The sequence below is a fragment of the Pseudomonas sp. MUP55 genome (genome assembly GCF_034043515.1).
GTDB lineage: Bacteria > Pseudomonadota > Gammaproteobacteria > Pseudomonadales > Pseudomonadaceae > Aquipseudomonas.
In genome coordinates this window covers 2,694,594-2,719,183 of record NZ_CP138214.1, presented here as the reverse complement: position 1 = coordinate 2,719,183, position 24,590 = coordinate 2,694,594, and the positions used below count along the sequence as shown (strand labels likewise).

The 24,590-nt window shown below is 62.2% G+C and carries 24 protein-coding genes; 14 read left to right on the top strand and 10 right to left on the bottom strand.

Features of this window, described 5'->3' with window-relative positions:
• Positions 1–74 precede the first annotated feature (74 nt).
• Entirely contained in the window at positions 75–1,487 is a 1,413-nt protein-coding gene (locus SC318_RS12205) for an XAC2610-related protein (RefSeq protein WP_320430998.1), read from the bottom strand.
• 131 nt (positions 1,488–1,618) lie between these two features.
• Positions 1,619–2,275, bottom strand: coding sequence for a glutathione S-transferase (locus tag SC318_RS12200; RefSeq protein WP_320431223.1), 657 nt, complete (start codon positions 2,273–2,275; stop codon positions 1,619–1,621).
• Between the two features lie 185 nt (positions 2,276–2,460).
• Between SC318_RS12200 and SC318_RS12195 the strand changes: the two genes are divergently transcribed.
• Both SC318_RS12195 and SC318_RS12190 read left to right on the top strand, forming a co-directional pair.
• Positions 2,461–3,024 (top strand): TetR/AcrR family transcriptional regulator, encoded by a 564-nt coding sequence (locus tag SC318_RS12195; RefSeq protein WP_320430997.1) that lies wholly within the window; start codon positions 2,461–2,463, stop codon positions 3,022–3,024.
• A 93-nt stretch (positions 3,025–3,117) separates the two neighbouring features.
• Positions 3,118–3,672, top strand: a complete 555-nt coding sequence (locus tag SC318_RS12190; protein WP_320430996.1) for a cysteine hydrolase family protein — start codon at positions 3,118–3,120, stop codon at positions 3,670–3,672.
• 386 nt (positions 3,673–4,058) lie between these two features.
• Here SC318_RS12190 and SC318_RS12185 read toward each other — a convergent pair whose 3' ends face one another.
• Genes SC318_RS12185 through uvsE form a run of 3 tightly spaced genes read right to left on the bottom strand, consistent with a single transcriptional unit; the run spans position 4,059 to position 6,379 of the window.
• A complete protein-coding gene (locus tag SC318_RS12185; RefSeq protein WP_413817625.1) occupies positions 4,059–4,817 on the bottom strand; it encodes a nucleotidyltransferase domain-containing protein in 759 nt (252 codons plus the stop codon).
• Positions 4,818–4,831: 14 nt separating this feature from the next.
• Positions 4,832–5,311: a P-loop nucleotide/nucleoside kinase family protein gene (locus SC318_RS12180; RefSeq protein ID WP_320430994.1), complete on the bottom strand. Its 480-nt coding sequence runs from the start codon at positions 5,309–5,311 to the stop codon at positions 4,832–4,834.
• A 39-nt stretch (positions 5,312–5,350) separates the two neighbouring features.
• Positions 5,351–6,379, bottom strand: coding sequence for a UV DNA damage repair endonuclease UvsE (uvsE, locus tag SC318_RS12175; protein WP_320430993.1), 1,029 nt, complete (start codon positions 6,377–6,379; stop codon positions 5,351–5,353).
• 198 nt (positions 6,380–6,577) lie between these two features.
• Here uvsE and SC318_RS12170 point away from each other — a divergent pair, with 198 nt between their 5' ends.
• Complete coding sequence (locus SC318_RS12170; protein ID WP_320430992.1) at positions 6,578–7,000, top strand: DUF2231 domain-containing protein; 423 nt, start codon at positions 6,578–6,580, stop codon at positions 6,998–7,000.
• The gene (locus SC318_RS12165; RefSeq protein ID WP_320430991.1) at positions 6,997–8,289 is read left to right on the top strand and encodes a PQQ-dependent sugar dehydrogenase; all 1,293 of its coding nucleotides are present in this window, start codon (positions 6,997–6,999) and stop codon (positions 8,287–8,289) included. The genes SC318_RS12170 and SC318_RS12165 overlap by 4 nt, the downstream gene beginning before the upstream one ends.
• A gap of 42 nt (positions 8,290–8,331) precedes the next feature.
• On the opposite strand, the gene SC318_RS12160 is transcribed toward SC318_RS12165, so the two are convergent.
• Both SC318_RS12160 and SC318_RS12155 read right to left on the bottom strand, forming a co-directional pair.
• The gene (locus SC318_RS12160; protein WP_320430990.1) at positions 8,332–9,735 is read right to left on the bottom strand and encodes an MFS transporter; all 1,404 of its coding nucleotides are present in this window, start codon (positions 9,733–9,735) and stop codon (positions 8,332–8,334) included.
• 142 nt (positions 9,736–9,877) lie between these two features.
• Positions 9,878–10,408: a GNAT family N-acetyltransferase gene (locus SC318_RS12155; protein WP_320430989.1), complete on the bottom strand. Its 531-nt coding sequence runs from the start codon at positions 10,406–10,408 to the stop codon at positions 9,878–9,880.
• Positions 10,409–10,737: 329 nt separating this feature from the next.
• On the opposite strand from SC318_RS12155, the gene proP reads away from it, so the two are divergent.
• Entirely contained in the window at positions 10,738–12,240 is a 1,503-nt protein-coding gene (gene proP, locus SC318_RS12150) for a glycine betaine/L-proline transporter ProP (RefSeq protein ID WP_320430988.1), read from the top strand.
• 50 nt (positions 12,241–12,290) lie between these two features.
• The gene (locus tag SC318_RS12145; RefSeq protein ID WP_320430987.1) at positions 12,291–12,797 is read left to right on the top strand and encodes a GAF domain-containing protein; all 507 of its coding nucleotides are present in this window, start codon (positions 12,291–12,293) and stop codon (positions 12,795–12,797) included.
• Positions 12,798–12,923: 126 nt separating this feature from the next.
• On the opposite strand, the gene SC318_RS12140 is transcribed toward SC318_RS12145, so the two are convergent.
• Positions 12,924–13,820 carry an AraC family transcriptional regulator gene (locus tag SC318_RS12140; RefSeq protein ID WP_320430986.1) on the bottom strand — a complete coding sequence of 299 codons (897 nt, stop codon included), beginning with the start codon at positions 13,818–13,820 and terminating at the stop codon, positions 12,924–12,926.
• A gap of 178 nt (positions 13,821–13,998) precedes the next feature.
• On the opposite strand from SC318_RS12140, the gene SC318_RS12135 reads away from it, so the two are divergent.
• From SC318_RS12135 to SC318_RS12125, 3 genes are all read left to right on the top strand, one after another.
• Complete coding sequence (locus tag SC318_RS12135) at positions 13,999–15,021, top strand: alpha/beta hydrolase (RefSeq protein WP_320430985.1); 1,023 nt, start codon at positions 13,999–14,001, stop codon at positions 15,019–15,021.
• The gene (locus tag SC318_RS12130) at positions 15,021–16,208 is read left to right on the top strand and encodes an MFS transporter (RefSeq protein ID WP_320430984.1); all 1,188 of its coding nucleotides are present in this window, start codon (positions 15,021–15,023) and stop codon (positions 16,206–16,208) included. The genes SC318_RS12135 and SC318_RS12130 overlap by 1 nt, the downstream gene beginning before the upstream one ends.
• A gap of 171 nt (positions 16,209–16,379) precedes the next feature.
• Positions 16,380–17,591, top strand: a complete 1,212-nt coding sequence (locus SC318_RS12125; RefSeq protein WP_320430983.1) for an MFS transporter — start codon at positions 16,380–16,382, stop codon at positions 17,589–17,591.
• 202 nt (positions 17,592–17,793) lie between these two features.
• On the opposite strand, the gene SC318_RS12120 is transcribed toward SC318_RS12125, so the two are convergent.
• Positions 17,794–18,108 carry a DUF2834 domain-containing protein gene (locus tag SC318_RS12120; protein WP_320430982.1) on the bottom strand — a complete coding sequence of 105 codons (315 nt, stop codon included), beginning with the start codon at positions 18,106–18,108 and terminating at the stop codon, positions 17,794–17,796.
• A 121-nt stretch (positions 18,109–18,229) separates the two neighbouring features.
• Between SC318_RS12120 and SC318_RS12115 the strand changes: the two genes are divergently transcribed.
• Both SC318_RS12115 and SC318_RS12110 read left to right on the top strand, forming a co-directional pair.
• Entirely contained in the window at positions 18,230–19,939 is a 1,710-nt protein-coding gene (locus SC318_RS12115) for an amidase (protein WP_320430981.1), read from the top strand.
• 348 nt (positions 19,940–20,287) lie between these two features.
• Positions 20,288–20,719 (top strand): nuclear transport factor 2 family protein, encoded by a 432-nt coding sequence (locus SC318_RS12110; RefSeq protein WP_320430980.1) that lies wholly within the window; start codon positions 20,288–20,290, stop codon positions 20,717–20,719.
• Between the two features lie 29 nt (positions 20,720–20,748).
• Here SC318_RS12110 and SC318_RS12105 read toward each other — a convergent pair whose 3' ends face one another.
• Entirely contained in the window at positions 20,749–22,074 is a 1,326-nt protein-coding gene (locus SC318_RS12105) for an aminotransferase-like domain-containing protein (protein WP_320431222.1), read from the bottom strand.
• An 89-nt stretch (positions 22,075–22,163) separates the two neighbouring features.
• Between SC318_RS12105 and SC318_RS12100 the strand changes: the two genes are divergently transcribed.
• The 3 genes from SC318_RS12100 to yghX are packed head-to-tail and all read left to right on the top strand — an operon-like array spanning position 22,164 to position 24,539.
• Entirely contained in the window at positions 22,164–23,054 is an 891-nt protein-coding gene (locus tag SC318_RS12100) for a DMT family transporter (RefSeq protein ID WP_320430979.1), read from the top strand.
• A 59-nt stretch (positions 23,055–23,113) separates the two neighbouring features.
• A complete protein-coding gene (locus SC318_RS12095) occupies positions 23,114–23,608 on the top strand; it encodes a PaaI family thioesterase (protein WP_320430978.1) in 495 nt (164 codons plus the stop codon).
• 43 nt (positions 23,609–23,651) lie between these two features.
• Positions 23,652–24,539 carry a YghX family hydrolase gene (yghX, locus tag SC318_RS12090; RefSeq protein WP_306492886.1) on the top strand — a complete coding sequence of 296 codons (888 nt, stop codon included), beginning with the start codon at positions 23,652–23,654 and terminating at the stop codon, positions 24,537–24,539.
• Positions 24,540–24,590 lie beyond the last annotated feature (51 nt).

The window sequence follows — 24,590 nt, the reverse complement described above, 5'->3', positions numbered from 1 at the left end:
TCACTGTTACGGTCGTGGATAGGGAAGTCGAACCGAGGGTAGCGGTTCAGTGGGCAGGTGGGCAATCACCGGTGTCAGCGAGGCTGCTTGCGGTACATCCCCGTGAAGTAATCCTGCGCGTCCGGCCTGGAGTTGTGGTTGATCACCGCAAAATTCTTCACCAGTTGTATGTGGTACGGCCCGTTTGATTGGGGCGCCAGGGGGCCACGCACGATGATCAGGTTATCGGTTTCCATCGGCACGCGGTGCTGCTCAGTGATGATGACGTTGGAAGTGCCCGCGTCCTTGAGGGTGACGCTGAACTCGGCGATTTCGCGGCCTTGGGCATCGCGCTCGGGCAGGATATTAAGCTCAAGGTCACCGTCGCGGCCCAGGAAGTCGTTGCGCATCTGATAGTGGCCACTGCGCTGGTCGCGGGGCACATCGCCGAGTTTTTTGTATTGCGCAGCGCGGTCTTCCTGGCGCAAATCGATGGCCAGTTCCGGCGTGTTGCGCGTGTTGCCGCTGACCCAGGTGCCGGTGTAGGCATAAGGCGCGACGGTTTGCCGGGTGATGCGCCAGATGCCGGTCCTGCGGCCGTCATCGGCATACTCGTAGAGGTAGATAAACGGTTTGCCATCGTACTCCTCCTGATTGCCCACCAGCTTGATCAAGTCGCCACTGCCGCTTTTGGTATAGCGCAGCTCACCAATCAGTACATCGCCCTGCTGCTGATACCAGATCTGCACCGGGATCTTGCCCTTGAGGGTGCCGACGAGGTACTGCGGGTCTTCGTTGACCGGCCCTTCCAGGCGAGGCGTCTCCAGCCACTTGCCGTCCTTCCATTCACCGGTGGTGCGCAGCATGTAACCGCCGGGCATGCTGGTGTCACTTTCAGCGTACCCCGTAGGCGGGACTTCTGCCTGGGTGTAGGAATTGAGCCGCACCAATTGGCCGTCGCGCATCTGCAGGCGACTGGAGCGGGTCCAGCAGCAACCTTTGTCGGTTTGGGAATGGATAATGCTGTCGCTGGCGGAGACCGAAAACATGCCGCCGAAGTTTTCGTTGGCCAGCTCCGACAACGGCCCGTTGCGCCGCCATTGCGGCTGCTGTGGGTCCTGCAGGTAGACGTCGTAATGGTACTGGCTCTCGTCATCCTCGCTGCTGCCGTTGCGGATCGCCAGGTCCTGACGGCCATCGCCGTCCATATCCGCGAAGTACAACAAGCCGTGCTCCCCGGTTAAGTGATCGGCGTTGGTCTTGCCGTTCTGATCCAGCGGCACATTGCCGGCAGGGGTTTGCAATTGCTGCAGGATGGCGAGGGTGGTTTTGTCGCGCAGGGTGATGACTGCCGGCGCCAGTTGTTGCAGGTCTTGCGGCGCATCGGGGAACAGTACTTCCACCCGGTAGTGCCCGCTCGGATCGTCCACCGAAAACGCGCGCGGTTCGCCCCAGGCGCTGGCGGCGAAGGTAATGGAAAGGCATACAGCGCTGACGAACGAACGCATCCAAAGCATCCTTGCTGAAAATAGGGGCACGCAGTGTAAAGGCAAACGCAGATGGCTTCGAACAAATCGCCATCATGAAAAACGCACAGCGGCCCGCCGTCCATGGGCGGGCCCTGCGCGCGTGCGGATTTTCAGTTTTGTCGATCGCCCTCCTGCACCATCGCGTGCCAGGTTTTGACGCTGGCGCGCTCGTTCATCCTGGCATGCCAGGCCAGCAGCGCATGGCATTCCTCGGGCACGGGCAGCTTGACCAGTGACGCGAATATCAGGCCGCCGAGCACGGCGATGTCGGCCATCGAGAACGCGTCGCCTGCCACAAAGGGCCGAGTCTGGAGGATGGCGTCGAAGTGACGCATGCCGCGTACGGCCTTGTCACCCATGCGCTCGCCCCATTCGGCGTTCTGGTACAGCTCGACATGAGGCCCCAGCCCAGGGGTGGCGTGGTGGAAGTAAACGCTGACCGCATCCATCAATTCGATTTCCGCGCGGCGCGTCATCATGTGAATCAGGCCTTGCTCCGTCGGCGTCTTGCCAGTGAGCTGCGGGTTGCCGTCCAACCTGTCCAGGTATTGGGTGATGGCCGTGCATTCGGCAATCAGCGTGCCGTCCTGCAACTCCAGCACAGGCAGGGTGCCGGAGTAGTTCAGGGCTAGAAACGCAGGCTGTTTGTGCTCGCCTTCCCAGAGGTTGATGGACTCGAACCGGGTGTCTGCAAGCAGCCCCTTTTCTGCCAGGGCGATGCGAACACGCGCTGGGTAAGGGCCGTTGTACCAGTCGTAGATTTTCATCATGGAGCCAGTGGAGCTGTCGGATCGGGTGTGTTGGGATGTCATGATTTTCTCGCCTACCTGTCAAGTGGTAGGTAAAGACTGAGCGCTTTATTCGCGCCCGTCAACCTCTACCTGTCAGTTGGCAGGTAAAATTATTCAGGTGTAGAATCGGCACTGTCACCCAGCCACCGAGGACTCAACACGTGAGCGAAAACGCCCGAGAAGCCATTCTGGAAGCCGCCAAAATCGCGGCGCAGCATTTCGGCTACAGCGGAATCAACTTTCGCAGCATCGGTGAAACGGTGGGGATCAAGAACGCCAGTATCTACTACCACTTCCCGAGCAAGGCCGACCTCGGCGCGGCAGTCGCCAAACGCTATTGGGAAGACACCGCCCACGTGCTCGACGCGATCCACCGCGAAACGCCGGACCCGCGCGAATGCCTGCGGCGCTACCCGAGCATTTTTCGAACCTCACTCGAAAACGGCAACCGGCTGTGCCTGTCCAGCTTCATGGCGGCGGAATACCAGGACCTGCCTGAGCCTGTGAAACAGGAAGTCGTCGCGTTCGCCGAAATCAACGTGGCGTGGCTGGCCGCACGGCTGGCCGAGCTCAAGCTGGGCGATGAAGACACGTGCCAGCGCCGCGCCCGTGCGATTTACACCGCCATCGCCGGCGCACAATTGATCGCTCGCACCCGGGCGGATATTGGTTTGTATGATGAATTGGTGCAGAGCTATCAGGAGGCGGGGTTGTTGCCGGTGTGACGGATTGAAGCCCGGGCACATGGCGCGCAAATCACTGTCCGCCGCCCTGCCCTGGCTGTTATGTTTCGCCCTTCGAACGTCAAAGGACAGACCATGGATCCGTTAGCGATGAACGCGGCGTTGGTGATCATCGACATGCAAAAAGGCATGGCCGGCGCCTCGCTTGGCCGGCGCAATAACCCAGACGCTGAGCGGCACATAGAGCAACTCCTTGGTGCATGGCGACAGGCGCAACGCCCGGTTATCCATGTGCGGCATATCTCTCGTTCCCCTGGCTCGGTGTTCTGGCCAGGACAGCCCGGCTGCGAATTCCAGGACGCGCTGCAGCCCCTCGCCCATGAACAGGTAATGGAAAAAAACGTTCCGGATGCGTTTACCGCTACGGGGCTGGAGCGCTGGCTGCACACACGCTCGATCAGGCAAGTGGTGATCGTTGGCGTCATTACCAACAACTCCGTCGAGGCAACGGCACGCTCGGCTGGCAACCTGGGCTTTGACGTGATCGTGGTCGCGGACGCCTGCTTTACCTTCGACCAGACCGATCTGTCGGGACGGCTATGGCCGGCGGAAGACGTGCATGCGCTGTCGTTGAGTAACCTGGCGATGGACTATGCCAGAGTGGTCGAGACCCAAGCGCTGCTGGGTTGAGCGCTTGTTCGGACGCGCATTTGATTGATCCCTTTCCGATCACAATGGTCACTGTGGCGAGGGAGCTTGCTCCCGCTGGACTGCGCAGCAGTCCCATTCGTTAAGGCTAAGAGCGGGGCCGCTTCGCGCCCCAGCGGGAGCAAGCTCCCTCGCCACAGGTTGTGGGGTTTGTTCTGGCTGGCAGCTATTAAGTTAGCAAATGCATCAATACCCAGCGAGAACGCCTTGCGCTCGCGCATTTGATTGATCCCTTTCCGATCACAACGGTCATTGTGGCGAGGGAGCTTGCTCCCGCTGGACTGCGCAGCAGGCCCATTCTTTAAAGCTAAGAGCGGGCTGCTTCGCGCCCCAGCGGGAGAAAGCTCCCTCGCCACAGGTTGTGGGGATTATTCTGGCTGGGCAGCTATCCAGTTAGCAAATGCATCAAGACGCAGCAGGAACGCCTCGCGCTCGGCGCTGGGATTTCTGGCTTCGAACAGGAAGTACGCGATTTGGGTGATCATTGCCGGGTAATGCTGCCGGAACATTGCTACATGCTCTTCCAGCGTTTGCGGCCACATCGATGCCTCTGGTGAACGCAGCGTATGAGTGGAGCGAATCAACGTGCGCGCAGCTTCGCGCTGTAAGCGCAGACGCTGCTCCACTGCCTCGGCTTGAGCAATAGCTGCACGATAATTGCCCAGCACCTCTGCAAAATCACCATTAAGCGCCAGGGCGATGTCACGGGAGGGTTTGAATAGCTCGAACCGCACCGCGAGGTCATCGCCCCACAGGCATCGGCAATGATGCTTGAGCCAAAACCCCCAGCGGTTGTGGTTCTCCGGCGCCAATGCCTGTGCGCGGTGACCCATGTCGAAATCGACCTTGGTTACACAGGTATGCCGCTGCTCCAGCGCCAGCCGCGCCAGTTCAAGCTGCTCGAGCATGCGCGCGTCGGGGGCATCACGCAGGATCAGGGTGAGATCAAGGTCGGACGCTTCGGCACTGGCATCACCCCTGGCGACACTGCCATAAAGGTAAATGCCATCCAGCCCGAAGGCGGGCTGTGAAAGCGTCGCCACCACATCCGCCAGCAAGGGCTCGAACTCAGGCTGCACGGGCACCGCGCCGACGGTGACAACATAGCCGTTGGCGTCAATACCCATAGGTCGTTCAGCACTCACAGGCGATGCACCTCGATCACCAGCCCCTCCTCCTTACTCGGCACACAAAAGTGGCGGGTGATCAGGTCGAATTCAGCATCGGTGGCGGCGAAATCATGCTCGCCGCTGGCGTTGCGTGCGTGCAGTCGAGCACGGCAGGCGGCGTCGTCCAGCTCCAGGTAATGCAGGCAGTGCGTTACCTGGGCGGCCTGCGCCAGGCCGAGCAGCCATTCGCGATTGGCCAGGGTATTGGCCGGAAAATCCAGCACCACATTCACGCCCGACTTCAGCAGCTCAATCACCAGCGGCTCCACCACACCGCGGATCTGCCGGGCACAGGCCAGGTAATCAGCGATGGTCTTGATCTGCCCGGGATACAGCGTGGCCAGCCAATGGTCTTCGCTGAGCAGGATGGCAGCGTGATCAGTGGCCAGGCGGCTGGCGAGGGTGGACTTGCCGGATGCAATCTTGCCGCAGAGCAGGTGCAGGGTAGCCATGGGACGCTTCCTTTGTCGGGCGGTAAAGCATGCCATGTTTCAAGCCGCGCGTTGCTGCCAATACCGGTAGAACGCCAGGGCGGCCAGGTTCTTGTCCTTGGCTTCGAGCATGATGTCGAAGCGGTCGAGAAACTGCAGCGCGTAGTCGTTTGTCCAGCGATTCCACATTTGCGCGCTGTGGGCGTAGAGGTCGCGCTTGGAGACCACTTGCAACAAGGCCGCCATTTCCAGCTTATGCTCGGCGTCAAAGCCCAGCGCCTGCAGGCTTTCCTGGGGCTGGGAGTAATGCATCGTGGGCCGGACGCCGCGCCAGCTGTCGATCACCTGGGCCACACGTGGGGAGTCGGGGTCGATGTAGTGGTCTTCGTTGATCCAGCAATGGTGAATGTCCAGCACCACCGGTGCGAGGTCGGCGACCTGCAGGCAATGGTCCAGGCCGTAGGTCTTTTCGTCATTCTCAAAGGTGATGCAGTTACGCGCCACTTCGGACAGGCGCGGCCACACCGCCCGCGTGCCCTCCACGCCCAGGCGCCCGGCGATGTGCACGTTGCATTTGAGGTCCTGGAAGCGCCGGCCGTAGCCCATCATGCGGATCATGTCGGCGTGGTATTCAAATTCCGCCAGGCTGTTCTCCACCACGCCGGGGTTTTCCGAGCCCAGCACACAGTACTGGCCGGGATGGAACGACAGGCGAATGTCCGATGCCCGCGCCAGCTCACCGATGGCGGCAAAGCCTTCCTGCAACTGGCGCGCGATGGCTGGGTCCTGATACGCGGCGGCCACTTTCGGGTGGCTGTAGAACGGCAGCAGATCACTGCTCAGGCGCAGCATGCGCAAGGTTGGCGGCAGTTCGGCGACATACGCCAGCAGGCGCAATTGCGCGGCCAGGTTGTGGGTGACCACCTCGACCAGTTTATCCCGCGCCACCTGCGGCTCGACGCTGTCCATCCAGCGCAGTGTGGTGGTGCGCGGGTTGAACGGGCCTTCGATCAACTTCAGGGCGCTGGCGGACGGCAGCCGCTCGGGATGCTTGTACTGGCATGCAAAGCCGATGCGAGGATAAGTCATGGGAACGCCTGTCATAAGCAATCAGGGAAGGGTTAAAGGCTTAGGTGAAGCCTGCGGTCAAGGGTTCGAAAAACATCCCGACACGAACCCTGGGTGAACTTTCTCACAAACAGCGCGCTCCTTTCCTATGCAAAGTCTCTATGCAAAGTCATCGCACGTCTAACCAGGCGTGCCGAACGATAAGGAGCTGCCCCACTCATGACTACCCTCACCGCCTATCGCCGCACGCCGGGCCCGCTGCATGCGACCTTGCTCGCCGGCAGCGGGCCGCTGTTCCTGGGCGCCCTGCTCAGCGACATTGCCTACGGCCAGACCTACCAGATTCAATGGGCCAACTTCGCCTCCTGGCTGATCGCCGGCGCGCTGGTGTTCAGTGGGTTTGCCCTGTTGTTCGCCCTGGTCAATCTGGTGCGCGCCGAACGCAAGGCCGGGCGCCCTGTCGCCTACTTCCTGTTGTTGCTGGCCGCCTGGGTGCTGGGCCTGATCAACGCTTTCCAGCACGCCAAGGATGCCTACGCCATGATGCCGACCGGTCTGGTGCTGTCGGCGATCGTCACGCTGCTGGCCGTAGTGGCCACGTGGATCGGCCTGACTAACCTGCGTTCGGGAGCTACCCAATGAAAACCACCCCCGCATTGACCCTGCTGAGCGCAGCGCTGTTACTCACAGCGTGTGGCGGCGAAGGCGACAATACCCAGGTCCATGGCCCCGACCCCAAGTTGCCGGCTCAACAAAGCAGCCTGCTGCCGAGCATGAAGATCGCCGAACCCGCCGCCTGGGGCGACCAGAAGCCCAAGGTGCCGGAAGGCTACAGCATCACCGCCATCGCCACCGATCTTGCGATTCCGCGTCAAACCCTGGTACTGCCCAACGGCGACATCCTCGTCGCTGAAGGTCGTGGCGGCAGTGCGGCCAAGCTCAAGCCCAAGGACGTGATCGCCAGCCTGATCAAGGCCGAGGGCAACACCAAGGTCAAGAGTGGCAACCGCATCACCCTGCTGCGCGATGCCGACGGTGACGGCACTTATGAACTCAAGACCGTGTTCGCCGAAAACCTCAACGCGCCCTATGGCCTGGCTTACGCCGACGGCAAAATCTACGTGGCCAACCAGGACGCGCTGGTGCGCTTCGACTACACCGAAGGCCAGACCAAAGCCAGCGGCGCCCCGAGCAAACTCACTGACCTGCCCGCGCAGATCAATCACCACTGGACCAAGTCCCTGGCGGTAAGCGAGGACGGACGCCAGTTGTATGTAGGCATCGGCTCCAACAGCAACATCACCGAGCGCGGCATGGAAGTGGAGATCGATCGCGCAATGGTCTGGCAGATCGACGCCGCCACCGGCGCGCACAAGCCTTACGCCACCGGCCTGCGCAACCCCACCGCGCTGAGCATCCAGCCGGGCACGGGGCAATTGTGGACAGTGGTCAACGAGCGCGATGAACTGGGCCCGGACCTGGTGCCGGATTACCTCAGCTCGGTGCGCGAAGGCGCCTTCTACGGCTGGCCCTACAGCTACTGGGGCCAGAACGTCGACCCGCGTGCGCAGCCGCAAAACCCGGCCAAGGTGGCTGCGGCGATCAAGCCCGATTACAGCCTGGGCTCGCACGTTGCGGCACTCGGTGTGGATTTTTCCATCCCGGCCATGGGCGAAAAATTCGCCGACGGAGTATTCGTTGGCGAACACGGCAGTTGGAACCGCGATAACCCGGTGGGCTACAAGGTGATCTTCGTGCCGTTCAGCAACGGCAAACCGGCCGGTGAACCTGTGGATTTCGCCACCGGCTTTCGCGGCGACGATGGCAAGACCCGTGGTCGTCCAGTCGGTGTGACGGTGGACCCCAAAGGCGCGCTGATCATTGCCGATGACTTGGCCAACACGGTCTGGCGAGTCACGCGTAATCAGTAGACCGATAGGGCCGGAGCGGCTTGCCCGCTCCGGCCCATCCACTCAGAGATCGGTGATTTCCTTGTGGCGCGGCACCAGGGTCTTCATCACGCTCCATGCCACCAGGTACGCCAGGGCGCAGATGGCAAACATGATCATGTAGCCGGTGTGGATGTCATTGATGGACTTGTAGTAGTCAAATACCCAGCCGCCGATCTTGGTCATCACTACCCCGCCCAACCCCCCGGCCATGCCGCCGATACCCACCACCGACGCGACGGTTTTCTGCGGGAACATGTCGGACACCGTGGTGAAAATGTTGCACGACCACGCCTGGTGCGCCGACGCGCCCACGCCGATCAGCAATACCGGTACCCAGAAGCTGATGTAGCCCAACGGCTGCGCCAGCAACACCACCAGCGGGAACAGCGCGATCACCAACATGGCTTTCATGCGGCCGTCATAAGGCGCGTCGCCGCGCGCCATGAAGTAGCTGGGAAACCAGCCGCCACCGATACTGCCAACCATGGTCATGCTGTAGAGCACCGCCAGTGGCATCACGATATCGGCGCCCTTCATGCCGTACTGCGCCGCCAGGTATGTGGGCAGCCAGAACAGGAAGAACCACCACACCCCGTCGGTCATGAACTTGCCGAAGGCAAAGGCCCAGGTCTGGCGATAGGTCAGCAACTTGAACCACGAGACTTTTTTCGCGGGGGCGCCAGCAGGGGCTGGTGTGAACGGCTGTACCGTCTGGTCACTGCGAATGTAGGCCAGTTCTTCGGCCGACAGGCGCTTTTGCTGCTCGGGTTTTTCGTACACCGCGGCCCACACCGCCACCCAGATGAAGCCGAGCATGCCAATAACCATGAAGGCGGCTTCCCAGCCCCACATGCCGGCGATCAATGGCACACAGATGGGCGCCAGGATCGCGCCCACGTTGGCGCCGGAGTTGAAGATACCGGTGGCGAAGGAGCGTTCTTTCTTGGGGAAGTACTCGGCCGTGGCCTTGATCGCGATGGGAAAGTTGCCCGCCTCGCCAATCGCCAGCACCGCGCGTGACAACATGAAACCGGCAATCGACACCGGAATCACCGCCAGGCCGATGGCACTGCTGACCGCTGCAATGCCCTCGCCCATCTGCACCGAGAACGCATGCATGATCGCGCCGGTGGACCAGATGCCGATGGCCACTACATAGGCGGCCTTGGTGCCGATCTTGTCGACGAACCGGCCGGCAAACAGCATGGAAATCGCGTAGACGAACTGAAATACCGCCGCGATGTTGGCGTAATCGGTGTTGCTCCAGCCAAATTGCGTGGAAAGTTGCGGCGCCAGCAGGCTGAGCACCTGGCGGTCGAGGTAGTTGACGGTGGTGGCGAAAAACAGCATCGCGCAGATCGTCCAGCGATAGCTGCCGACCGCCTGGCCAACACGATGGGCACTGATGGGCTCGTTCAGATTCATGGCATCACTTTTTATTTTTGTTAGGTAGGACATATGTAACGTCATATGTCGTCGTACAACTGTGGCTTTTATATCGAGGTGTTTGAACAGTGTCAATCTGAAAGATTGCCGTCAGCGAGGATTTGCGAAGGTGTAGAAAATGTCAGAAGTCGGTAGTTGTAGGATGACTAATGCGCATCACCAGGCTTGGCGCTTTCCCGGGCACATCCTCCAGCACGCCGAATGGCTGCATGCCGATCTTCTCCAACACTCGGATCGAGGCGGCATGGTCCGGTCGAACCAGCCCGAAAACCTCCGGCAAGCCCAATGTTTCAAACGCCAGCACCAGGGCGTCGCGCCCCACCTCGGTGGCATAGCCCTGCCCCCAGGCCTCGACCGCGAAGCGATAACCGAGGTTGATGCGCGGCACCGTCAGGTAGTTGAGCGGCGCAATGCCGCCAAAACCGATGATGTACTCGGGCGCCTCACGCCGCGCAATCGCCCACCAGCCATAGCCCAGGGCAGACCATTGGTCGAGCCAGCGATCCAGCAGGCGCTGGGCGTCATCGATACTGACCATGGGGCCGGAAGGATTGAACAGATTGGTCTGCGGGTCGCCGAAGATCGCGAATAATCGCCCGATGTCAGCAGGCTGTGGTTGGCGGTAGATGAGGCGTGAAGGGTTGTTTGGCATACACATGACGCTCCTATTGGGCGCATAACGCTGCGAACCCAGTTTAACCAGCAAGTACAGGCCCTGTAGGCACACAGCTGGACAATGTGGGAGGGGGCTTGCCCCCGATGGCGGTGGGTCAGCTTCAAATATGCTGACTGGCACACCGCTATCGGGGGCAAGCCCCCTCCCACATTGGAGTTTCCAGGTGGCTCGCAGAACGACATTTGGTTAATTCGAGAAAAAGTAGCCCAGTGGGTGAATTATTTCGTATCCGCTTGTATCTGAAGTGACAGAGTGGTGCCATCGCGGCGATGGCACCTCCCCGTTCAGCTTCTAGAGTGGCCCGCATGAAATTACGTAAGAAACGCGTCAAACCCATTGGTTTGAACGACATCACCATTGTCGACGACAACAAGATGCGCAAGGCGATCACCGCCGCCGCATTGGGCAATGCCATGGAATGGTTCGACTTTGGCGTCTATGGGTTCGTCGCTTATGTGCTGGGCAAGGTGTTCTTCCCCGACGCGTCCCCCAGCGTACAAATGATCGCTGCCCTGGCCACCTTCTCCGTGCCCTTCCTGATTCGTCCATTGGGCGGCCTGTTCTTTGGCGCGCTGGGTGACAAGTACGGGCGGCAGAAAGTCCTGGCCGCCACCATCGTGATCATGTCCCTGAGCACCTTCGCCATCGGCCTGATTCCCGGCTATGCATCCATTGGCATCTGGGCGCCGATCCTGTTGCTGTTGTGCAAAATGGCCCAGGGTTTCTCGGTGGGCGGTGAGTACACCGGCGCGTCGATCTTCGTCGCCGAATATGCCCCGGACCGCAAGCGCGGGTTCCTCGGCAGTTGGCTGGACTTCGGCTCGATTGCCGGCTTCGTACTCGGTGCCGGCGTGGTGGTGCTGATTTCCACCGTGCTCGGCGAGGCGGACTTCGAGGACTGGGGCTGGCGCCTGCCGTTCTTCCTGGCACTGCCATTGGGCATCATCGGCCTGTACCTGCGCCACGCGCTGGAAGAGACCCCGGCATTCCAGCAACACGTGGACAAGCTCGAACAAGGCGACCGCGAAGGTCTGAGCCATGGCCCCAAGGTGTCGTTCAAGGAGATCGCCACCAAGCACTGGCGCAGCCTGCTGACCTGCATCGGTATCGTCGCGGCCACCAACGTGACCTACTACATGCTGCTCACGTACATGCCCAGCTACCTGTCGCACAACCTGCACTACGCCGAAAACAGCGGTGTGCTGATCATCATCGCGATCATGGTCGGCATGCTGTTCGTGCAGCCGTTCATCGGTTTTGTCAGCGACAAGATCGGTCGCAAGCCCTTCATCATCGCCGGCAGCATCGGCCTGTTGTGCCTGTCCATCCCCGCCTTCATGTTGATTACCAGCGGCAAGACCGGCCTGATCTTCAGCGGCCTGCTGATCCTGGCCATCGTGCTGAACTTCTTTATCGGCGTGATGGCCTCCACGCTGCCGGCTATGTTTCCTACCCATCTGCGCTACAGTGCATTGGCCAGCGCGTTCAATGTGTCGGTATTGATCGCCGGTATTACGCCAACGGCAGTGGCCTGGCTGGTGGAAAGCACCAATGACCTGTACATGCCCGCTTACTACCTGATGGTGTTCGCTGTGGTTGGCCTGGTCACTGGCCTGACGATGAAGGAAACCGCGAATAAACCCCTGCGCGGCGCGGCCCCGGCAGCTTCCGACATGGAGGAAGCCAAGGAGCTGTTGCAGGAGCACCACGACAATATCGAGCAGAAGATTGAAGACATCGACGCCGAAATTGCCGCGCTCCAGGCCAAGCGGGAGAACCTGGTGCAGCAGCACCCGCGGATTAATTAACACCTGACTGTGCGTGGTCGCTGCCCGCGACCACGCATTGGAGTGCTCACATGGATTCAAGCGTCACCCCTGCCCAATCGCTACTGAGCGCCGACGAGCGCGCCGCCATTGCAGAAATCGAAGCGACGACCAACATCCTTAAACTGGTCACCCGCCTGACCGGAATGCGTTTTGCCGGCATCGCCAAATTCACCGACCTGGAATGGGTGGTCTGCTCCGCCTACGACCCCATGCAAATGGGCATCCACGTCGATGACGTACTCGACCTGGAAACCACCCTGTGCAGTGAGTTCTGCATCGACCCTCAAGCCTTGTTCGTGCCGCAGATCAGCCAGGACGGCCGCTTTGCCTCGCGCCCGGTGGTCAAGCAATACGCCATTGAGAGCTATGCCGGCGCGCCGATCTTCCTGCCCGACGGGCGCCTGTTCGGTGCGCTGTGCGCGCTGGATTCGCGTGCGATGCTGTTCGACGACCCCAACCTGCCGGAAACCCTGAGCCTGTTCGCACGGCTGATCGGCTGCATCTTCTACGCTAACCTGGCCCCGGCAGACCACTGACACCCGACCAGTCATGCAGGAGCGAGCTTGCTCGCGAAAAACGTCCAGGCAACGCGTTCATTCTGAATAAAAGCGGGAGGGCTGAGTGCTTCGCGAGCAAGCTCGCTCCTACAAATAGCCTTGGTATTACGCCTTGCCCCGCAGCGCGGCCATGTCGCGCTTGGGCGGCACGCCAAACAGCCGGCTGTACTCACGGCTGAACTGCGACGGGCTTTCATAGCCGACCTTGAACGCGGCACTGGACACGTCCTGGTGCTCGTTCAACATCAAGCGTCGCGCCTCGTTCAAGCGCAACCATTTCTGATATTGCAACGGACTCATCGAGGTGAGCTGCCGAAAGTGATGGTGAAAGGTTGCCGCACTCATTTGCACGCGCGCGGCCAGTTCTTCCACGCGCAGTGCCGTATCGAAATTCAATTTCAGCCAATCGATGGCCTTGGCGATCCGATAGCCCTGCCCGTCCACCGAACAGATCTGGCGCAGCCGGCCAGCCTGGTCACTCTTCAACAAGCGGTAGTGAATCTCGCGCTGGATCAACGGCGCCAGCACCGGTATCGCTTCAGGCTCATCGAGCAGCGCCACCAGCCGTACGAACGCCGTCAGCATGCCGTCGGTGACCGTGCCGATGCCCACTCCCTTCATCATCGCGCGCTCGCGCGTGGGCGGCAGGTCGCCCTGGGCGATCAGTTCGGCGAGCATGCGCAGGTCCAGCTTGAACATCAGCCCCAGGCACGGCTGCTCGGGGCTGGCGACCAGCACTTCGGAATTGGCCGGAATATCCAGCGACGTCAGCAAAAATCGCGACGTGTCGTAGGTATAGCCTTCGCCGCCGACCCACAACTGCTTCTCGCCCTGCACCACCAGCACGATGCTCGGCTCGACCATGCACACCACCGGTGCGGCCGGCTGTTCGCGGCGATAGAACCCAAGACCGGCAATCGGCATCGGGAAGTCGCCGGGCGACGGGACGCGAGCACCGATGCAGTCGGTCAGCGCGTCCAGCGCGGATTGATTGGTCGACATGGCGGCCCCTTTCAATTTTTCACTTAACTGTTCTTGAGCGGACTTTACCTGCGCCTGTTCCTTGCGTCTTCGTCAGACTATGAAACTCAGAGGATCAGGCAAGTAATCCACTCAAATGCACTACAGAAGCACTGCTGCCATGGGGAAAATGCCCGGACACTTCACAAGGAACATTCCTATGAAACGCCTCTTGCTCGCGCTGGGTTTGCTGGTGACCTCCCTTTCCTCATTAGGAGCCGATATGTCCAACGGTGCTGACAACTTCTACAAAAGCGACAAGGTGACAGCCGAGAACGTCACCTTCAACAATCAATACGGCCTCAAGGTTGCCGGCACGTTGTTCACGCCTAAAAACCTTGCCGCCGGCTCCAAGAACGCGGCGATTGTGGTCGGCCACCCGATGGGCGCCGTGCGCCAGCAAAGCGCCAACCTCTACGCCACCAAAATGGCCGAACAGGGCTTTGTCACGCTGTCCCTGGACCTGTCGTTCTGGGGCGAAAGCGCCGGCACGCCGCGCAACGCTGTGCTCCCAGACATGTACACCGAAGACTTCAGCGCCGCCGTGGACTTTCTCGGCACCCGCCCGCTGGTCGACCGTGAACGTATCGGCGCCATCGGCGTGTGTGGCAGCGGCAGCTTCGTGATCAGCGCGGCGAAGATCGACCCGCGCATCAAGGCCATCGCCACCGTCAGCATGTATGACATGGGCGCGGCCAACCGCAACGGCCTCAAGCACGGCGTGACCCTGCAGCAGCGCCAGCAGATCCTGCGCGAGGCGGCCAACCAACGCTATGTCGAGTTCCAGGGCGGCGACACCGTCTACACCGGCGGCACGCCACAAACCCTCACCGGCAACGCCGTGGGCGATGAGTTCTACGACTTCTACCGCACCCCGCGTGGCGAAGTCACCCCGGCCGGCGCATCCAAGCTGACCACCACCCGGCCGACGCTGACCAGCAACGTGAAGTTCATGAACTTCTACCCCTTCAACGACATCGAGACGATTTCCCCACGCCCGCTGCTGCTGATTGCCGGGGCTGACGCTCACTCCCGTGAATTCAGCGAAGACGCCTACCAGCGCGCCGCCGAGCCCAAGGAGTTGCTGATTATCCCGAACGCAGGGCACGTCGATCTCTACGACCGGGTCGGCCTGATCCCGTTCGCCAAGCTCACCTCCTTCTTCCAGAGCCATTTGAAGTAATGTCCAAGACTGTTCAAACCCAACACTGGGGCGCCGTGCTGGCCATGTCACTGGCGGCCTTCGCCCTGGTAGCCTCCGAGTTCATGCCGGTGAGCCTGCTGACGCCGCTGGCCGCCGACCTGCACATCACCGAAGGCCAGGCCGGGCAAGGCATCTCGGTGTCCGGGGTGTTTGCCCTGCTCACCAGCCTGGTGATCGCCTCGGTTGCCGCACGGGTGGACCGCAAACGCCTGTTGATGGCGCTGACGCTTTTGATGATTGTCTCGGGCAGCGTGGTGGCGTTCGCGCCGAACTACCTGGTGTTCATGCTCGGGCGTGCGTTGATCGGCGTGGCGATTGGCGGCTTCTGGTCACTGTCGGCGGCCACGGCGATGCGCCTGGTGCCAGAGGCCCAGGTGCCGCGTGCCTTGGCCATCGTCAACGGCGGCAATGCCCTGGCGACGGTGATCGCGGCGCCGCTGGGCAGCTTTCTCGGCGGGATCATCGGCTGGCGCGGGGCGTTTTTCTGCGTGGTGCCGGTGGCCGTGATTGCACTGGTGTGGCTGCTGGTGAGCCTTCCCGCCCTGAAAAACCCGACCGAGACCAAATCCGCCAACGTGCTGCGCTTGATGAAAAACCCGGCAGTGGCCTTGGGAATGGTGGCCGTGAGCGTGTTCTTCATGGGCCAGTTCATGCTGTTCACCTACCTGCGGCCGTTCCTGGAAAGCGTCACCCGGGTCGACGTGACCACGCTGTCGTTGATGCTGCTGGTGCTTGGCCTGGCCGGCCTTACGGGTACGTTCCTGATTGAACGCTTCCTCAAGCACAACCTGTACCCGACGCTGATCGCCATCCCGGTGATCATGGCGGGCATCGCGCTGGCGCTGGTGGAGTTCGGCGGTTCGACCATCATGACCAGCGTGTTGCTGGGCAGCTGGGGCCTGGTGGCCACCGCCGCACCGGTGGGCTGGTGGACGTGGTTGTCGCGCACCTTGCCTGACGACGCCGAGGCCGGCGGCGGGTTGATGGTGGCCATCATCCAACTGGCGATTGCTGCGGGCGCCACGGTCGGCGGCGTGGCCTTCGACCTGCGCGGCTACCAGGCGACGTTCGAGCTGAGCGCGGCATTGCTGGGGGTCGCCACCTTGCTGGCGTACCTGGCGTCACGCCACCCCCGGCCTGCGCCTGTGACCAGCAGCGCTACTTGAGCGGATGGGGTCGATACGCAGGTTGGCAGGCTGCGCCTTTGATAACAGCGGCACCGGCAGGATGGCCAGTTGATCCAGGATCAGGCTAGCATAGCTCCTGAAACAATTAGAAATGGGCTGGCAGTTCACGTAGTGTCTGGCCCTGTTCGCTGCCTTGTATGGAATGCCTGCATGTCGACCCTCACCGCGACACCCGCTGCTGCAACCACTGCCCCACAGATAAGCCCGTTGGTCATGCGGGTGCTTGGCGCCTGCGCCCTGGCGCACCTGATCAACGACTTGATCCAGGCCGTGCTGCCATCGATCTACCCGATGCTCAAGGCCAACTATGGCCTGACGTTCACCCAGGTCGGCCTGATCACCCTGACCTTCCAACTGACCGCATCGCTGCTGCAACCCTGGATCGGTTACCACACCGACCGTCATCCCAAGCCCTGGCTGTTGCCCGCCGGCATGGTGTGCACCCTGGTCGGCATTCTGATGCTGGCGTTTGTCGGCAGCTTCCCGGCCATTTTGCTGGCGGCGGGGCTGGTGGGTGTCGGCTCGTCGACCTTTCACCCGGAAACCTCCCGCGTGGCACGCCTGGCCTCGGGCGGGCGCTACGGCCTGGCGCAGTCGACGTTCCAGGTCGGCGGCAACACCGGCAGTGCGTTCGGCCCGTTGCTGGCGGCGGCCATCATCATTCCCTACGGCCAAAGCCACATCGCCTGGTTCGGCCTGTTTGCGGTATTCGCAATCCTGGTGCTGTATGGCTTGAGCCGCTGGTACCGCCACCACCTCAACCTGTTCAAGCTCAAGCAAGGCAGCAAGCCGACTCACGGTCTGTCCAAGGGCCGGGTGACCTTCGCCCTGGTGGTGCTGGCGCTGCTGGTGTTCTCCAAGTATTGGTACATGACCAGCCTGACCAGCTACTTCACGTTCTACCTGATCGAAAAATTCCAGCTGTCGGTCGCCGGTTCCCAGATGTACCTGTTCCTGTTCCTCGGCGCAGTGGCCGTGGGTACCTTTGCCGGCGGGCCGATCGGCGACCGGATCGGCCGCAAGAAAGTCATCTGGTTCTCGATTCTCGGCGCCGCACCGTTCACCCTCGCCCTGCCCTACGTCGATCTGTTCTGGACCGCCGTGCTCAGCGTGGTCATCGGGTTCATCATCGCCTCGGCGTTTTCGGCCATCGTGGTATTCGCCCAGGAACTGGTGCCGGGCAATGTCGGCATGATCGCCGGGATATTCTTCGGCCTGATGTTCGGTTTCAGCGGGATCGGTGCGGCATTGCTGGGCCTGCTCGCGGATAACCACGGTATCGAATACGTGTACAAGATCTGCTCGTTCCTGCCGTTGACGGGCATCCTGACGATCTTCCTGCCGTCGACCAAAGGCATCTGAGCCCTGCGGGAGGAGCTTGCTCCTGATGCCAGTCAGTCAAGGCCTACACCCTACCTGTGGCGAGGGAGCTTGCTCCCGCTGGACTGCGCAGCAGGCCCATTGTTTGGGGCCGCTTCGCGGCCCAGCGGGAGCAAGCTCCCTCGCCACAGGAGCGGTGTTCGGCTTAACTAAGTGGCATCAGGAGCAAGTGCCACACAGGTTTCTAGCGTTCGGTGCGTCGTGTAAAACCATTGACGACGATATACAGCAGCGGCCCCACGGAAACGAACACCGCCGTCAGCAAAAAGTAGGGCAGCACTGAAGCCACCGAGCGCCCTTTGCTCCGCGCATCCCGGTACATCCACACACACGCCAGTATCGCCATCAGGTAGAGGTCGATCACCACCTGCGCGGTATCCGGCCGCGACATCAATTCCTGTCCAAACGCGATCAGCGATTGCTCGGCCGTCAGCATCGTGGCGGCGGTGTACAACGAAAACCCGAGCAATCCGGCCAGGGCGATATAGGGTCTGGGCATGTTCTCCTCCTTGGAGCGCGATGTGGATGATCAAGCCGCTTACCATAGCAGTAAGCTGGCACTCGCAAATATCTGTACGTAGACTGCCGCCATACCCCCACCTGAAGGCGGCGAAAAAAAAGTGATGCACGTTACCGAAGTTTCCATTGCCCAATTGCGCGCTGCGCTTGAATCCGGCCAGACCACTGCCGTTGAACTGGTCCAGGCTTATCTTGCGCGAATCGAGGCCTATGACGGCCCGCAGACCGCTACCGCCCTCAATGCCGTGGTGGTGCGCAACCCCGACGCGTTGAAGGAAGCCGAGGCGTCCGATGCACGCAGGGCGAACGGCCAGACGTTGGGGCCGCTGGACGGCATTCCCTATACCGCCAAGGACAGTTACCTGGTCAAGGGCCTGACCGCCGCGTCCGGTAGCCCGGCGTTCGCCAAACTGGTCGCCCACCGTGATGCCTTCACCATCGAGCGCTTGCGGGCCGGTGGCGCTATCTGCCTGGGCAAGACCAATATGCCGCCCATGGCCAACGGCGGCATGCAACGTGGCGTCTATGGCCGTGCCGAAAGCCCTTACAACGCCGATTACCTCACCGCGCCGTTCGCCTCCGGCTCGTCCAACGGCGCCGGTACGGCGACGGCAGCCAGCTTCGCCGCGTTTGGCCTGGCCGAAGAAACCTGGTCGAGCGGTCGCGGCCCGGCCTCCAATAACGGCTTGTGTGCGTACACGCCTTCCCGTGGGGTGATTTCGGTACGCGGCAACTGGCCGTTGACCCCGACCATGGACGTGGTGGTGCCCTTTGCGCGCACCATGGCCGACCTGCTGGAAGTGCTAGACGTGGTGGTGGCCGAAGACCCGGACACCCGTGGCGACCTGTGGCGCCTGCAGCCCTGGGTGCCGATCCCCAGCGTCAGCTCGGTACGCCCGGCGTCCTACGCCGAACTCGCCGCAGGCAGCGCGGCTCTGGCCGGCAAACGCTTCGGCGTGCCGCGCATGTACATCAACGCCGACCCCGAGGCCGGCACCAGTGAAAAGCCCGGCATTGGCGGGCCGACCGGGCAGAAAATCCACACCCGTGCCTCGGTGATCGAGCTGTGGCAAGCCGCGCGCAAGGCGCTGGAAGCCGCCGGAGCCGAAGTCATCGAAGTGGACTTCCCCTTGGTGTCCAATTGCGAAGGCGACCGCCCCGGCGCGCCCACGGTGTTCAACCGTGGCCTGGTGTCCAAGCAGTTCCTGCACAATGAGTTGTGGGAACTGTCGGCCTGGGCGTTCGATGACTTCCTGCGCGCCAACGGCGACCCGGCGCTGAACCGCCTGGCGGATGTCGATGGCCCGAAAATCTTCCCCCACGACCCCGGCACCCTGCCCAACCGCGAAGACGACCTGGCCGCCGGCATGGACGAATACGTGCGCATGGCCCAGCGCGGTATCACGCCGTGGAACGAGATCAGCACCCTGCCCGACGGCTTGCGCGGCCTGGAGCAAACCCGCCGACTGGACCTGGAAGACTGGATGAGCGACCTGGGGCTCGACGCGGTGTTGTTTCCGACCGTGGCCGATGTCGGCCCGGCCGATGCCGATGTCAACGAAGCCAGCGCCGACATTGCCTGGAGCAACGGGGTTTGGGTGGCCAACGGCAACCTCGCCATTCGCCACCTCGGCGTGCCCACCGTCACCGTGCCGATGGGCGTGATGGCGGACATCGGCATGCCGGTCGGGCTGACGTTTGCCGGGCGTGCCTACGACGATTCGGCGCTGCTGCGCTTTGCTTCGGCGTTTGAAGCCACCGGCAGCAAACGCATGATCCCACCGCGCACGCCGCCGTTGTCAGCCAGCTGATCACAGCCCCATGCAGGAGTGATCGTTCCCACGCTCCGCGTGGGAACGCAGCCCGTGACGCTCTGCGTCACCCCTGCAGCTGTTGGCGGAACGCGGAGCGTCCCAGGAGGCATTCCCACGCGGGAGCGTGGGAACGATCTGTAACGGGAGCAAGCTCCCTCGCCACAGGCCTTGACTGACTGGCATTGGGGCTTACCCCCCTCCCACACGTTCGGCCGAACTCCAACTCGATAGCCAAGTAATTTCAGAATATTTCCAGCTCCCCCTTTTCTTTGCCTGCTTATTTAATGCATGGTTGTACGACGACAGACCTCGTCATGTCGTCCCCACAACAATAAGGAATTACCCATGCAAAACGTCAAAGCGCTGATCGGTTTTCTGTGCCTGTTCTCCGGCTACGTCGCAGCCGCACCGGCACCCGCCGAGAAGGATGTGGCCCAGGCGGTGGATCAACTGACCCAGGCCATGTTGCACCTGGACCTCAAGCAGCTTCACGCGCTGACTGCGGACACCCTCACCTACGGCCACTCCAGCGGCAAGGTGCAGAACAAGGCGCAGTTCATCGAAGACCTGGAAACCCACAAGAGCGCGTTCAAGACACTGGAAATGCAGAACCAGAGCATCACCCTGAACGGCGATACCGCATTGGTGCGCAACCACTTCCACGCGCTGGCGGTGAACAGTGGTGTCGAAGTGCCGACCGACATCGATAACTTCCAGGTCTGGCAGAAGCAGCACGGCAAATGGCTGCTGATCGGGCGCCAGGCTTACAAATACTGACCCTTGCCGGTGAGCCGTTCAGCGACGGCTCACCATTGCACCACCTTGCGCACTTTGATCAACGCCTCGCGCAACGCCGCCATCGACACCGACCCCAACGCCAGTCGCAACGCATGGGGCACATGGGCCGAGACCGCGAAGGGCTCGGCAGTGGACACCGAGATACCCTCGCGCTGCAGGCTCATGGCGACCTGATCGGCGCGTGCCTCTTGCGCCAGCGGCAGCCACAGAAAATACGACGAGGGATGACTGATATAGCTCAGCCCGTTCAGCACCTGCGCAGCCAGGCGCTGCCGCGCCTGGGCGTCCTCGCGCTTTTGCGCCTCCAGTTGCGCGACAGTGCCATCTTCGATCCAGGCCACGGCCAGCGCACTCATCACCCCCGCCACGTTCCAGGTGGTGGCCATGACCGTGCGTTCCAACGCCTTGACCCAAGCCGGTGGCGCCGCGATAAAACCCACGCGCAGGCCAGTGGCGACACTCTTGGAAAACCCACCGACGTACACGGTGCGCTCCGGCGCCAAACTCGCCACCGGCGGCGGTGCGTGTTCGGCAAGGAAGGCGTAGGCAGCGTCTTCGATAATCATCAGCTGGTGCTGCCGGGCAATCGCCACCAGTTGCTCGCGTTGCGCCAGGCTCATGACCCAGCCCAGCGGGTTATGCAGGGTCGGCATGCTGTAGACCGCGCGCACCGTGCGCCTGCGGCACAAGGCCTGCAGGTAATCCAGGTCCGGGCCGTTGGCGCTGGCCGGGATGGCGACGATTTCCAGGTGCAGGGTCTCGGCCAGTACCTTGAAGCCCGAATAGGTCAAGGCGTCGACGGCAACCACATCGCCGGGCTTGAGCAACGCCATCATGGCGACCGCCAGGCCATGCTGGGCACCGCTGGTCATCAGGACCTGTTCAGCCTGCACCGCCAGCCCGCGATGCAACAGGTGCCGCGCCACCGCCGCGCGCTCGTGCAGGCGGCCGGCATGGGGCTGGTAGCGCAGCAGCGCCTCCAGGTCGCCAGACAACGCCAACTGACGCAGCGCGCTGCGCAAAAGCTCTGCCTGGCCGGGCAAGGACGGGTAATTGAAATTCAGGTCGAGCAGGCCCGCCGCGACGGGCATCTGCCCACTGCCCTGCCCCGGCGGCAAGGCGATTTCGCGCACAAAGGTGCCACGCCCGGTTTCGCCGCTGACCAACCCCATCGCTTCCAGCTCGGTGTACACGCGGCTCGCCGTGGCCAGTGCCAGGCCATGCTCGGCGGCGAGTTGGCGATGCGTGGGCAGGCGTGTGCCGGGCGGCAGCTTTCCCGAACGGATGTCCTCGGCGAAGGTGTCGACCAGCGACTTGTAGCGGGCGCGCGGCATCGTAGATGTATCCATGACAATTTTTTGATTGTCACAATCTTCAACCCTAGGATGGCCTGCACGCAACTTCCCTTTTTCGGACAGCCCCCATGGAACGCTCCTCCCCCCTCGGCACCCTGGACAGCAGCACTCAGGGCTGGATCAACGGCTTTATCGGCGTAGTGATTTTCAGCGGTTCGTTGCCGGCCACGCGCGTGGCGGTGATGGAATTCGACCCGGTGTTCCTCACCATGCTGCGCGCCACGCTGGCGGCCATCCTGGGCCTGTGCCTATTGCGGTTGTTCAAGGAAAAACGCCCCACCGGCGCGCAATGGGCGCCCTTGATCATCGTCGCGTTCGGCGTGGTAATCGGCTTTCCGCTGCTGACTGCGCTGGCGCTGCAGTACGTGACCTCCGCGCACTCCATCGTGTTTATCGGCCTGCTGCCGCTGGCGACGGCGATCTTCGGTGTGCTGCGCGGCGGTGAGCGACCGCGTGCGGTGTTCTGGTTGTTTTCGCTGGCGGGCAGTGCGCTGGTGATGGGTTACGCCTTCGCCCAGGGCCTGAGCGCCGCGCCCGCAGGCGACGTACTGATGCTGTTGGCGGTGCTGGTGTGCGGTTTAGGCTATGCCGAAGGCGCCAAGCTGTCGCGCAGCCTGGGGGGCTGGCAGGTGATTTGCTGGGCGCTGGTGGTGTCGTTGCCCGTCGTCGCGCCGTTGAGCCTGCTGCTGGCGCCCGCGTCGTTCAGTGGCATCAGCCTGCCGGCCTGGCTGAGCCTGGGGTATGTCGCGCTGTTCAGCATGTTGATCGGCTTTGTGTTCTGGTATCGCGGCCTGGCCCAGGGTGGCATCGCCGCGGTCGGCCAGTTGCAGTTGCTGCAACCGTTCTTTGGGCTGGCGCTGGCGGCGGGCCTGCTGCATGAGCAGGTCAGCCTCGGCATGCTGCTGGTCACCGTCGCGGTCATCGGCTGCGTGGCCGGTGCAAAGCGGTTCGCGCGCTAGCGTCACGGCCCAAGGCCTGCTAAACAGAAGTGTCGCCCCTGCTCTCACAAGGACTTTGCATGCACAGCGCTTCGCTTCAGGACATCACCGCACCCGAAGGCATCTGTTACGGCTGCGGCGCCAGCAACTCCCACGGCCTGCATATCAAGAGTCGTTGGCACGACGATGGTGTCCACGTCGTCGCCGAACATCTGCCGCAGTCCAAATACAGCGGCTGGCCGGACCTGGTCTACGGTGGCCTGATCGCCATGCTGGTGGACTGCCACTCCAACTGGACCGCCATGGCCTACCACTACCGCGCCGAACAGCGTGAACCCGGCAGCCTGCCGCGCATCGACTGCGTGACCGGTAACCTGGGGATCAAATTCATCAAGCCGACCCCCATGGGCGTCACGCTGACCCTGCGCGCCCGGGTCGAGGGCGAGGTGGCGCGCAAGACGCGGGTGATCTGCGAAGTCTATGCCGGCGAGGTGCTCACGGCCGTTGGCGACTCGGTGTTCGTGCGGGTCGACACCGGCCAACTGGCCGCCGCCGCCCATGGCCGCACGGACTGAACCTTAACTACATTGACGCAACCGCTGATCGAGGACTGCACCGATGACTCGTCTGACCGCCAAAGACTTTGCGCCCGAACTGCTGGAACTCTATGACGGCTACGCCCACGGCAAGCTCAACCGCCGCGAATTTCTCGACCGCGCCGCGCTGTTTACCTTCGGCGGCCTGACCGCCTCGGCCCTGCTCGCCGCCCTGAGTCCCAACTACGCCCTCGCCGAACAGGTGAAATTCACCGATCCCGATATCGTCGCCGACTACATCACCTACCCATCGCCCAAGGGCAATGGCACGGTACGCGGCTATCTGGTGCGTCCGGCCAAGGCCGCCGGCAAATTGCCCGCGGTGGTGGTGGTGCATGAAAACCGTGGCCTTAATCCGTATATCGAAGACGTTGCGCGGCGCCTGGCCAAGGCCGGGTTCATCGCCCTGGCACCGGACGGACTGACATCGGTGGGCGGCTACCCCGGCAACGACGAAAAAGGCGTGGCCCTGCAGCAGACCGTCGACCCGACCAAGCTGATGAACGACTTCTTCGCCGCCATCGAGTGGTTGATGCACCACGACAGCAGCACCGGCAAAGTCGGCATCACCGGTTTCTGCTATGGCGGCGGCGTGACCAATGCGGCGGCGGTGGCCTACCCGGAATTGGGCGCGGCCGTGTCGTTCTACGGACGCCAGCCCGAGGCCAAGGACGTGCCGCGCATCAAGGCGCCGATCATGCTGCATTTCGGTGAGCTGGATGCGCGCATCAATGAGGGTTGGCCAGCGTATGAACAGGCGCTGAAGGCTGCGGGTACGACCTACGAGGCGTTTATCTACAAGGGCGCCAACCACGGCTTTCACAACGATTCGACGCCGCGTTATGACGAAGCGGCGGCGAACCTGGCCTGGGAACGAACCCTGGGATGGTTTCGCAAGTACCTCGCCTAGACACAATCAAACGGTGGGAGGGGTGCTTGCCCCGATGCCCGTCAGTAAAAG